The organism is Streptomyces sp. NPDC059909 (assembly GCF_042730885.1).
Classification (GTDB): Bacteria; Actinomycetota; Actinomycetes; order Streptomycetales; family Streptomycetaceae; genus Streptomyces.
The window spans coordinates 1-10,990 of the sequence record NZ_JBHWKX010000132.1 but is presented as its reverse complement, the minus strand read 5'-3'; the positions used below and the strand labels follow the sequence as shown (position 1 = coordinate 10,990).

Sequence of the window (10,990 nt, the reverse complement as noted above, 5' to 3'; positions counted from 1 at the left end):
GCCCTGTGGCAGCCGGACCGCCGGGCGGCGGAGAGCACCCACCCTTGCGCTCGCCCGGCGGTCCGGTGCCGGCCTTCGGCCCGGACCGCGAGAACCGCTGGGCCGGACCGGCTGTCATCCGGGCCGGACACGGCCCGTTGCAGCCCGTGGACGGTGGCTTGTGGGGTTGTCAGCGGCCGGGGAGGCGCTGCGAGACCTCCTGGAGTACCCAGCCGTTGCCGTCCGGGTCGCTGAAGGTGGCGTAGGAGCCGTAGGAGGCGCGCTCGGGGTGCAGGCCGGCCAGCCGCTCCTGGCCGGGGCCGCGGTGGGTGACGTCCCCGCCCTCGTGGCCGTGGAAGAGGCCGCCTGCGTCGTGGAAGATCTCGCTGACCTGGATGCCGCGGCCGGTGAGCTCCGCGAGGGCCTTCTCGATGTCGGAGACGATGAGGTACAGGCCCTGGATGGAGCCGGGTGCGATGGGGGTCATCCCCTTGCCGAAGATGATCGAGCACTCGGAGCCGGGCGGCGTGAAGTGCACGACCCGGAAGTCCTCGTTGGCCGTGTAGTCGACGTCCAGGCGGAATCCGACCTTCTCGTAGAAGGCCTTGGCCCGGTCGATGTCGGAGACGGGCAGCACGATCATTTCGAGCTTCAGATTCATGGGGATGTCCTTGGTTCTTGACGTCGGTGGATTACGCCCAATGCGTCACCAGACCGTCGAACGGGGTTTCGCCTAGGTCGGCGAGGTCGGCGAGGTCGGCGAGGTCGGCGAGGTCGGCGAGGCCTGCGTGTCCTGCGGGCCTTGTGCTGACCTGCAATCCAGAGAACCAGCCGGAAAGGCACCTGGGGGCGGTCAAGCAGGCCTAACTCGACCATGGCCTACTGGTCCAGGTACTGGCAGGCCCCCTTTCCCTGTCGCTGAGTAACCGCCAATGCAGGCTTCGGGACAACGCAGCTTGATCCTCGTCGAGGCGGAAACGGCGAAAACACCGTCGACGCGGCCACGGGCCGACGCCTGGACGACAGCAAGGCATTCGGCTCCACCGCCGGCCCCGCCGTCGGCGAGGACATGCGCGCCCGCCACTTGGGCCCTGACCGGAGATGGTCTGTGGGCCCAACGGGCGTGGCCGGTGTGGGCAGCCCGCGGCAGCGGCCGCCAGACCGCCTGTGCGGCCGTGACGGTACACGCAGCCTCAGCCGACGCATTTCCGCATGTCCCGGGAGCATGATCACATCCCGCGTGGATGGGGTATTGGCAGGTACCGCAGCCGGATTGACGTGGAAGGCGAGCCGGTGCCGGGCGCATGGGCACCTGCTTCCCCAGAACTTCCTTGACGGCCCACTTTCGCAACAACGCATCAGGGTATTGAGGCGATCCCGAATCCGCTTTTTAATCGCCAAGACTATATTCGGAAAGCGTCTGTTTAGTCGACGTCACTCGCTGGTCTGGCGGTAAGCGGAGCGACTCCACTTTGCTTTTGCCGGGTGGCTGCTCTAAAAGCTCTCTTCCTCGCTGACGGGGAGTGGCTTATGCGGCCGCATTATTCCACTGTGCGTTTGCCGGGATGGCGCGTCGAGGGCTAGCCTCAATATATGGCCAAAGCATCGTCCGGTTCAGGTGACAACAAAGAGCTGAGCGATTTTCTGCGCTCGCGGCGCGCCCGGGTGACTCCCGAGCAGGCCGGGGTCACGCCGGGGGCGAGTCGCCGTGTTCCGGGACTCCGCCGTGAGGAGGTTGCGCTCTCGGCCGGATTGAGCGCGGACTACTACATCCGTCTGGAACGCGGACGGGTGGCCAACGCCTCGGAAGCGGTGTTGGAGGCCGTAGCCCGGGCTCTGCGGCTGGATGATGCCGAGCGTGCGCATCTGTTCCACCTGGCCAGACCGCAGTCCGTGGCCAGAGTGAGCCGGCCCGCCGTTCCGCGGCGAGTGCGGCCGGGTGCGTACGCGCTGCTTGAGGTTCTTCGGGATGTCCCTGCCATGATCCTGGACGGCCGCATGGACGTCCTTGCCCTTAATCGAATGGCTCGCGCGATATATGTCGATTTCGATGCCATGCCGGCCCGCGAGCGCAATATGGCGCGATTTATATTTCTCGACCCTGCGGCGCGTGAGCTATTTATTGACTGGGACATGGCCGCCCACATGATTGTCACAGGTTTGCACCTGTATGCGGGTCGGCATCCGAACGATCCGCAACTGACCGAGCTAATTGATCAGCTGTCGGCCGCGGACGAAGACTTTCACCGATGGTGGGCCGCGCACGATGTGGAGGAGTTCTCCCACGGCACCAGACACTACCGGCACCCCCTGCTCGGCGAAGTCACCCTGAACTATGAGACCCTTATCTTTCCCGGGGACCCGGACCAGTGGTTGTTCGTGAGTATGGCCCAACCCGGCTCCCCGTCTGCCGAAGCCTTGCGCACCCTCGCCGGTCGGATCGGTGACCTGGACACCTCGGTACATGCAGGTTCCGCGAGCAGTCCCGAGGGGCTGTCTGACCGTCAGTTCGAAGTCCACCGGGAAAAGGGTTGATGTCAGACGGTCTACCGCCGCCCCCTCATGGGCCGCCATACAGGATTCACATGGACCGGCCGCAATGCCGCATTTGCTCCGCGTCACCGTCTCGCCCGTCGCGGCGGACGAGGTGCCGGCCTTGGCCGACGCCTCCGCGGTCCGCCCGTACCGCACCAGGCGCTTCGCCTGATGGGCGGCGCGGGCGGGAGATTGCGTCAATCACACCGCATAACTTTCTGACCTGCGGCGGATTCCATAGAAGGGCGCCAGCGGCACAGACGGTGTCGGAGGTGTGTCGGGTGCCCCCACGCGGCTCGCCCTGACGGCTCGCGACGCGCCCCCGTATCACCCCCGTTGAAACTTGCCGCGGGGACCGCTAACGAGGCAAGGAGATGCCTTGCCTCTTCCACGGCATATTCCGATCAATGACCCCAGGTTCTCCGAGTTGACGCGGAGGTATTCGTAGTCCTTGGACAGGCGTCGGCATCGTCCCAGCCAGGCGAACGTCCGCTCTTACCACCCAACGATGCTGGACGACGGTGCAGGAGGGGACCGCACGGGCGATGCTCCGGCGTTCGTGGTCTGCACGGTGATGCCCGTGGCCCGCAGGAACCCGGCATAGAACTCGGCGCCGCGGTAGCCCTGACCGGCCCAGATGTGCTGCAGGCGTGGGAACACGTCGGCTGCTTGGCAGAGCAGGACTTCGGCGCCGTCCCGGTCGTCGATGTTGGCCGGGCTGACGCAGGCCAACAGGTCGGTGCCGACAACAACCGCAGCAAGCACGGCGTCCGTTCTCGGTGGCGCTCAAGCCCGTGGCCCCCTGCGCGCGTCGTCTCCTCTCGCCGCCATTCGGAGGTCTACGTTCAGCCGCTTCGCGGCGGTCGCGGTCCGCTCCCGGGGGGCGCGCGGCCGAGTTTCGCTGGTCCGCAAGCGAGACGGTTCATCTGCAGGCCCGAGGGCGACGTTCCTCCTCGGCATAGCTGCTCCTTGTAGTTGTCAGAATCGCGCTCGCGACAACCTCGAAGAGCCGATCGGCGCGTGGCGCGAGCGAGGGTTGATCGCCGAGCCAAGCGAGCGCCGCTACCAGCGCGAACAAATCGGCGCCATCGATATCACTGCGCGCCATGCCCGCGGCCTGGGCACGGGTGAGGAGCCGCGCACCGGCTGCGCGCAGGGTGACGCACGAAGCGTGCAATGCGGATTCGGTGTCGTCGATGGCGGCTGCCATCAGAACGGTCACGCCCCGATACTCGGTTGTCCACGCGACGCAGTCGCGTAGCCACGTAACAAGAGCGTCTTCGGGCGAGCTCGATGTCTCGAGCTCGCCTGCCTTTGCCGTCAGTTCGTCGAAGTTCGTGCGGAGCAGGGCATCGAGCAGCGCCTCGCGCGTCGGGAAGTGACGCAGCAGCGTCGCGAGCCCGACATTGGCCCTGCGCGCGATGTCGCGCAGTGACACGTCGACGCCTTGCTCGGTGATGGCGGTGCCCGCTACTGCGAGCAGGTGGTCGCGGTTCTTCCTGGCGTCGGCCCGCATCTGTCCCTCTTGACTATCCGGATCAGTGGTCCATATATTCGGACCAGTGGTCCGGTAAAACGGACCATTGGTTCACTTAGTTTACCCCGCGAGAGACGCAGGAGAGAGCTGTGCCAAAACAGACCATGAGAGCGATCCGGCTGCACGAGTTCGGCGGCCCTGAGGTGCTGCGTCATGAGGAGGTGCCGGTTCCCGAGCCGGGGCCGGGTGAGGTGCTCGTGCGCGTGCACGCGGTCGGCGTCAACCCTCCTGACCGGTACGCGCGCGAGGGGATGCCCGACATACCCCCCGAGATCAGGCCCCAGTTCCATCTCCCCCTGATTCCGGGGACCGACGTCTCAGGCGTCGTGGAAGCCGTCGCCGCCGACGTCAACGGCTTCGCGGTTGGAGATGAGGTGATCGGCCTTCTGCGCTTCCCCACCGTTCTCCAGAGCAGCGCGTACGCCGAGTACGTCACCGCGCCGGCGTCCGACCTCGCCCGCAAGCTGGCTGGCATCGACCACGTGCACGCCGCCGCCCTGGTCATGTCGGGGTTGACGGCGTGGCAGTTCTTGATCGAGCTCGGGCACGATCATCCCTCGCCGTTCCAAGAGGCCCAGCACCGCCCGATGGCACTCGACAGCGAGAGCACGGTGCTCATCAACGGCGCTGCCGGTGGCGTGGGGCACCTCGCTCTCCAGCTGGCCAAGTGGAAGGGGGCCCGCGTCATCGCCGTGGCCTCCGGCGCCCACGAGGCGTTCCTGCGCGAGCTCGGCGCCGACGAGTTCATCGACTACACCAAGGAGCGGCCCGAGGAGGTCGTTCGTGACGTCGACCTGGTCCTGGACGCCGTCGGGGGTCCCAACAGCAGGCGCTTCCTGCGCACCCTCAAGCGCGGCGGGTCCCTCTACCCGGTGTACTTCGGCCAGTTCGACGACGAGGAGAACGCGGAGCTGGGTGTCACGGTCACGGCCGTGTCGGTCCGCTCGAGCGGCGCGCAGCTCGCCGAACTGGAGAGCTTGGTTGACGCGGGGAAGATTCGCGTCGCGATCGACAGCACGTTCCCGCTCGCGGATGCCCGGGCGGCGCACGAGCGCGTCGCCCGGGGGCACATCCAGGGCAAGATCGTGCTCACGGTCGCTTAGGAACGAGCCGTCTCACCGACGCGTCCGGCGCTCGTCCGCGGGGCACCGGTGGCCATCGAGACGCTGTCGACGATCAAGTATTTCCCCATGCCGCGCGGGTTGGGCGTCACGTAATTTTCCACCCCCACAGTCACGTTTCCCCATGAGGATGGCGGAGCCGTCCAGCCGTCGGGTTGTGACCATGCTCGTGCGCGGAGAGGGCCAGTACCTCCTGCGAGCGCGCGTGTCGGCATGGTGGCCATGGGGGTCTAAGGTCACGACCTACTTTGATCGCTCTGATGCGGAAGGGCTTTGAATGACCAACTGGAGGAAGCGGATAGCCACCCTGCTGGCGGCGACCGCCGTGATGGTCGGTGTCTCCCTCGGAACTGGTGCGGGCACCGCAGCGGCAGCGCCCCGGCTCACCTACCAGTCGAGCTGGTACCAGTCGGGGAAATCGGTGGTCGTCTACCTCTACGCCGACGGCAACTACGCCGGATACGTGAACTGGAACGCGGACCCGGTGGGGAACGACCCCGGAGACGCGTTGCGGGCGAATGACGACGCGCCGACGGGTGGGGCGTCAAGGGGTCCGTCTCGGCGCCGGGGTGGCTGATCCGCGAGGCTTCCACGCAGGGACACCCGTCCCCCTACACGACCCCGTGGCAGACCGGCGACCTCGGCGAAGACAATCAGTACACCCTCGACGTGTGCCTGGTGAAGGGCTCGGAACGGGTTTGCCTCTATGGCTACTTCCGTGTCACGTCGTAGGCGAATCTCTCACCCCAGGTGGCAGGGAGCAGTGTTTTCTGCCGCCGCCCTCACCAGAAGCTGAGCTCACCGTTCGCCGTGTAGACGCGAGTGTCGCCGTCCCATTCGGGCCTGATCCATGGCGAGTTCATGGGGAACTGCGGTGACGACTTCTCAGAGCCGGGAGTCACCCGGTGACCCATCCGCCGGCCAACCCCTCCCTCGGGGGTCAAGTTCGTCCGTCACACGTCTCACCCGTCCAGGAAGTGGTTCGACCGAATCGCTTCCTGGACGGGTTGCCGAGCCCGAACGAGAGTCCAGGATTACGGTGCGGTGCGGGTCAACCTGAATCTGCCCAACGGGGTCGGGACGGTGCTGCGGGTGATCGGCGATCCACGTCCATGCGGTCCACGTGTCGTGTCACGGGTCCAGTGGTGCCAGGCGTTTTCACGTCGGCCCTGGGGCACGTCATCCGCCCGCGGCGTCCTCGGCCTCCCAGCGCAGCAGGTCGCCCGGCTGGCACTTGAGCACCTCGCAGAGCGCGGCGAGCGTCGCGAAGCGCACCGCCTTGGCGCGGCCGTTCTTGAGTACCGCCAGGTTGGCGGGCGTGATCCCTACGCGGTCCGCGAGCTCGCCCACGGACATCTTCCGCCTGGCCAGCATCACGTCGATGTCGACGGCGATCGGCATCAGATCACCTCGTCCAACTCGGCCCGCATCTGCGCCGCTTCGACGTCGCGCGCGACGGCCTGGGCGAGCAGCATCCGCAGCACGAGCACGATGAGTGCGACCCCGAGGATGGCCAGGCCAACTCCGCCCATGATGACGGTGACGCCCGGGTCGGCCCGCTGGCCCGGCGCATTGAGGACTGTGACCGTGAACCACAACAGGGCAGCCGCCACGATCGCGCCGATCACGACGTCCACGTACCGGAAGGCGGCGTGGGAGAACACGGTTCCGCGTCGCACCATCGTCACCAGCCGCCATACGCATACCAGGGCCACCTGGGCCGACACCATGCCCAGGATCGTGATCACGCGCAGCGGGGTCAGCGGGAGCGACCCGTCCTCCGGGTCGGTGGCCAACGCCCACACCATCAATGCCTGTACGAACACGGTGCCGGCGAGCACCACCGCGAGCACGGCGCGCAGCGCACGCACTGTCAGCTTCCCCACGACCCATCCTTCCATCGAGTTACGATGGGAATCTATCGAATCTCGATAGGTAAAGCAAGGGTTGGGGCGGAGGGTGGGGCGGCGGGTTCGCACCGTGACGGGGCGCCGCCGCCCCCTCCCATGGCATGGCGGTTGCGCGAACCGTCTTGATCTTGTCGAAGTCGGCCTCGCTTGAGCACAAAACGGACGCCACCCGACTACGCCGAAGCCCTGTCTCGCACCCACTCCGCGTCAAGCCGATCACCGGACACTCTCGCCCCTTCAACACTCCTGCAACTCAACGTCCGCGAGCCCGGAAGGACCTGCCTGAGGAAAGTCGTTGACGCCTCCGTGACGCAAAGCTACTGCTCAGAAGCGTTCCGAATGCGTCTGCACTCGGAAAACTGGAACTGGCGACCGCCGCCCGGGCCGCGGGGTGGACAGCCGACCTGGAGGTGAGCGGCCCCGGCCGTGCCTGGCGCGCCGACGTCCTTGCCTCAGCCGGCGGCCGCCGGATTGCGCTGGAGGCACAGCTGACGCCCATCACCCCGGGCCACATACGAGTTCGGACGCAGCGCATGGCAGCGGACGGGGTGCCCTCGGTGTGGTTCTGGACCGTCCCCGGCCGCCACGGCTGGGCGTCGTCCCCTCGTTGCGCTTGACGGCGGGGGAGAACGGCCTGGCCGCCGTCGAGGGCCTGGCCCGGTTCGCGCCCACCCCATGTGGTCCACCCGTGCTGGACAACGGCTACGGATACAGCGGATACAGCGAGCCATGCGCGCGTACGCCAAGGCGGCCACGCTCCGCTCCAGCGCCTCCTGCCGCTGCCATGCGCAGCAGTGCGCCGCCCACCCGGACATCGAGGCCCGCGTGCGGCCCCGCGTGCACAGCTCCCCGCGGCGCCCTCGGGTTCCATCTGTGTCGTGGGCCCGACGGGTCAGACTCTCCAGGCGCGCAGCTGGTCAGCGACGGCATAGACACTCAGGCGGGTCTCGCGGATCTTCCGGACGAGATCAGGCAGTGCCCCGTAGGGAGGGTCGATGCCTTCACCGGACTGGTCCATGTACTGGGCAGCGACGATGGCCGCGAACAGGCTGTTGCGATGCGGCAGTGGCTCCAGGCGGACGATGGTGTGCAAGAGCGCGGCCGCACGCCATGCGGCATCCGGATCGGAGGCCTTCAGCGTCGGCATCCGCGTCTTGTGGCGCGTGCCAGCCGCCACCAACCCGGAATAGTCGGAAACCGTCACGTCCTCGTTGCCGAGAGCGAGTTCCTGCACGTCCAGAAGCCAGGCCGCCCGCATCCCGGCCCCCAGTTGCGTTTCACCGATGCCGGCGGCCAGCTCCGCCGGGGTCAGCCAGCGGGGCTGATCGTTCGAGTGCGAAGGCTGTTCACCGCATGTATCGAGTCTGTCTGGCGTGAACGTTCGTGCATCGGAGCTCAGACTTGAATCTTCATGTGTCGTTGCCCTAGGGTGTGACATGAAAGTTCAAGTGAAGGGGCGTCCTGCGTGACTGCCGTGGATTTTCCGCAGTTCGGTCATGGATCGCACGGTGCGGGCGGCGGAGGAGGTCCTCGCGGAGAGCGGCGATGCTGGAGTGCTTCGCGCACGTTGCCGACGAGCGGATCAGTGTCCTGTGCCCGATGGTCTCCAGCACCTTCGACGAGCATCACCCCGACCTGGAGGCCCTTCGGGAACGAGCCGAGCGGATCGTCGGGGAGCTCATGGACCGGGCCAAGGCGGCCGGTCTCCTGCGCACCGATGTCGGCGTCGGTGACCTGCTGGTCGCCGTGGCCCAGCTCAGCCGGCCCCCGGCCGGCACGGCCTGCTTGAGCGTCGACCGCTTCGTGCACCGTCATCTTCAGCTGTTCCTGGACGGGCCGCGGGCTCCGGCCCGATCCGTCCTGCCGGGGGTGGCCGTGACCATGGAGGACCTGCGCCAAGCCTGACCTGCACCGAGCCAGACCTGACCGGACCGACCGGTTCAGGCCAGACGAGCACCGCGCGAGCACCGATGTGACCCGACCCGACCCGGCCGATGGGTTCGGGGCCGTGCCGGGGTCTTCACTCGCGACGAAGCCGTCGGCCGTCGACGTGGACGAGCCGTTCCCTCACGCCCTCAGTCACCTTCAGCCAGCCTCTTTCCTTTTCCTTACGAAGTCCCGAAGTGGATAGCTCCATGCCTCGAACAGCCTCCAAGGCTCCCGGCGACGCGCACGCCAACCGCTGGAAAGCGCTCGTCTTCATCGCGCTCGCCCAGCTGATGGTCGTCCTCGACGCCACCATCGTGAACATCGCCCTGCCCTCCGCCCAGCAGGACCTGGGCATCTCCGACGGCAACCGGCAGTGGGTCGTCACGGCCTACGCCCTGGCCTTCGGCGGTCTGCTCCTGTTCGGCGGCCGGGTGGCCGACCTGTGGGGCCGCAAGCGCGCCTTCGTCATAGGCCTGATCGGCTTCGCCGCCGCCTCCGCGCTCGGCGGCGCGGCGACCAACGGCGCGACGATGTTCGGCGCCCGCGCCCTCCAGGGCGTCTTCGGCGCCCTGCTCGCCCCCGCCGCGCTCTCCCTGCTCGCCGTGATGTTCACGGACGCCAAGGAGCGCGCCAAGGCGTTCGGCATTTACGGCGCGATCGCCGGTGGCGGCGGCGCCGTCGGCTTCATCCTCGGCGGTGTGCTCACCGAGTACCTGGACTGGCGCTGGACGTTCTTCGTCAACATCCCGTTCGCGATCGTCGCGGCGGCCGGCGCCTACTTCGTCGTCCGTGAGCCCGAGGGCGGCCGCAACCGCTCCCCGCTCGACATCCCCGGTGTCGTCCTGTCCACCCTGGGCCTGGTCTCGCTGGTCTACGGCTTCACCCGCGCCGAGTCCGATGGCTGGAGCGACACCACGACCATCTCCCTGTTCGTCGCGTCGGTGGCCCTGCTGCTCGCATTCGTCCTCACCGAGGCAAAGGTCAAGGCCCCGCTGCTGCCCCTGCGCGTGGTCACCGACCGCAACCGCGGCGGCGTCTACCTCTCCCTCGGCATCGCGGTCATCGCGATGTTCGGCAGCTTCCTGTTCCTGACCTACTACCTGCAGGTCGTGAAGGGCTACTCGCCGATCAAGAGCGGGTTCGCCTTCCTGCCGATGGTCGCGGGCATGATGGTCGGCTCGACCCAGATCGGCACGCGTCTGATGACCCGCGTCCCGGCCCGGTTCCTGATGGGCCCCGGCTTCCTGGTGGCCGCGGCCGGCATGTTCCTGCTGACGCAGCTGGAGACCGGCTCGTCGTACGCTTCGACCGTCCTGCCGGCGCTGGTGCTGCTCGGTCTCGGCATGGGTACGACGTTCAATCCCGCCATGTCCCTGGCTACCCTGGGCATCGAGCCCCGGGACGCCGGTGTCGCCTCCGCGATGGTCAACACCTCGCAGCAGGTGGGCGGCGCGATCGGCACGGCCCTGCTGAACACGATCGCCACCTCCGCGACGACCGCGTACGTCAAGGACCACATCACCGGCGCCACGACGAAGCCGCAGCAGCAGCTGGTTCAGCTGCAGGGCGCGGTGCACGGCTACACCAACGCCATCTGGTTCGCCGTCGGCATGCTGGTGCTCGCCGCGCTGATCGTCGTGACCCTGGTCAACGCCGGCCACGCGAGCAGCGAGAGCGTCGAGGACGAGGTGGCGGTGCCGGTGATCGCTCACTGAGGCACCGGGTCCCCCTGATCGTGGACGCGCATCCCGGGCCCAGGCTCCCTGAGTGAGCTCCGCACCCGCTTCGTTCGGCTGAAGACCCTCGGCGACGATCTCCATGATCTCGCCGAGGGTTTTTTACTGCTCTGGGGTTGTCAACTGCTGCGGGTTTCATCAGCGGATCTCAGCTTGAGATTTAACCCTTCTTCTTGCGCCCCTTGGTCTTCTCGGTGTCCTTTTTGATCGCTTTTGTTGTAACGGGGTGTCGTCGCGCCGGGG

At 67.3% G+C, this 10,990-nt stretch carries 10 protein-coding genes and 3 pseudogenes; 5 read left to right on the top strand and 8 right to left on the bottom strand.

From position 1 onward, the window contains the following. Positions 1-169 precede the first annotated feature (169 nt). Both ACFV9O_RS38305 and ACFV9O_RS38300 read right to left on the bottom strand, forming a co-directional pair. Complete coding sequence (locus ACFV9O_RS38305; RefSeq protein ID WP_385427125.1) at positions 170-640, bottom strand: VOC family protein; 471 nt, start codon at positions 638-640, stop codon at positions 170-172. A 31-nt stretch (positions 641-671) separates the two neighbouring features. Continuing rightward, the gene (locus ACFV9O_RS38300; protein WP_385427122.1) at positions 672-797 is read right to left on the bottom strand and encodes a hypothetical protein; all 126 of its coding nucleotides are present in this window, start codon (positions 795-797) and stop codon (positions 672-674) included. Positions 798-1,572: 775 nt separating this feature from the next. Between ACFV9O_RS38300 and ACFV9O_RS38295 the strand changes: the two genes are divergently transcribed. Next, complete coding sequence (locus tag ACFV9O_RS38295) at positions 1,573-2,514, top strand: helix-turn-helix transcriptional regulator (RefSeq protein ID WP_385427119.1); 942 nt, start codon at positions 1,573-1,575, stop codon at positions 2,512-2,514. Between the two features lie 327 nt (positions 2,515-2,841). Here ACFV9O_RS38295 and ACFV9O_RS38290 read toward each other — a convergent pair. Continuing rightward, positions 2,842-3,028, bottom strand: a pseudogene (locus ACFV9O_RS38290) (transposase); the annotation flags it as partial. Positions 3,029-3,436: 408 nt separating this feature from the next. Next, positions 3,437-4,030: a TetR/AcrR family transcriptional regulator gene (locus ACFV9O_RS38285; protein WP_385427117.1), complete on the bottom strand. Its 594-nt coding sequence runs from the start codon at positions 4,028-4,030 to the stop codon at positions 3,437-3,439. Positions 4,031-4,140: 110 nt separating this feature from the next. Here ACFV9O_RS38285 and ACFV9O_RS38280 point away from each other — a divergent pair, with 110 nt between their 5' ends. Together ACFV9O_RS38280 and ACFV9O_RS38275 are read left to right on the top strand one after the other, a co-directional pair. Then, positions 4,141-5,154 carry an NADP-dependent oxidoreductase gene (locus tag ACFV9O_RS38280; RefSeq protein ID WP_385427115.1) on the top strand — a complete coding sequence of 338 codons (1,014 nt, stop codon included), beginning with the start codon at positions 4,141-4,143 and terminating at the stop codon, positions 5,152-5,154. A 295-nt stretch (positions 5,155-5,449) separates the two neighbouring features. Continuing rightward, positions 5,450-5,749, top strand: a complete 300-nt coding sequence (locus ACFV9O_RS38275; RefSeq protein ID WP_385427112.1) for a hypothetical protein — start codon at positions 5,450-5,452, stop codon at positions 5,747-5,749. A gap of 602 nt (positions 5,750-6,351) precedes the next feature. Here ACFV9O_RS38275 and ACFV9O_RS38270 read toward each other — a convergent pair. From ACFV9O_RS38270 to ACFV9O_RS38260, 3 genes are all read right to left on the bottom strand, one after another. Further along, complete coding sequence (locus ACFV9O_RS38270; RefSeq protein WP_010981499.1) at positions 6,352-6,573, bottom strand: helix-turn-helix transcriptional regulator; 222 nt, start codon at positions 6,571-6,573, stop codon at positions 6,352-6,354. Beyond that, positions 6,573-7,058: a DUF2975 domain-containing protein gene (locus ACFV9O_RS38265; protein WP_385427109.1), complete on the bottom strand. Its 486-nt coding sequence runs from the start codon at positions 7,056-7,058 to the stop codon at positions 6,573-6,575. The genes ACFV9O_RS38270 and ACFV9O_RS38265 overlap by 1 nt, the downstream gene beginning before the upstream one ends. Positions 7,059-7,974: 916 nt before the next feature. Further along, the gene (locus tag ACFV9O_RS38260; protein ID WP_385427106.1) at positions 7,975-8,340 is read right to left on the bottom strand and encodes a toxin Doc; all 366 of its coding nucleotides are present in this window, start codon (positions 8,338-8,340) and stop codon (positions 7,975-7,977) included. Between the two features lie 232 nt (positions 8,341-8,572). Between ACFV9O_RS38260 and ACFV9O_RS38255 the strand changes: the two are divergent. Beyond that, positions 8,573-8,987: pseudogene (locus ACFV9O_RS38255) on the top strand (TetR/AcrR family transcriptional regulator); the annotation flags it as partial. Positions 8,988-9,217: 230 nt separating this feature from the next. Next, positions 9,218-10,726: an MFS transporter gene (locus tag ACFV9O_RS38250; RefSeq protein WP_385427103.1), complete on the top strand. Its 1,509-nt coding sequence runs from the start codon at positions 9,218-9,220 to the stop codon at positions 10,724-10,726. A gap of 54 nt (positions 10,727-10,780) precedes the next feature. Here ACFV9O_RS38250 and ACFV9O_RS38245 read toward each other — a convergent pair. Further along, positions 10,781-10,849: pseudogene (locus ACFV9O_RS38245) on the bottom strand (MarR family transcriptional regulator); the annotation flags it as partial. Positions 10,850-10,990: the final 141 nt, after the last annotated feature.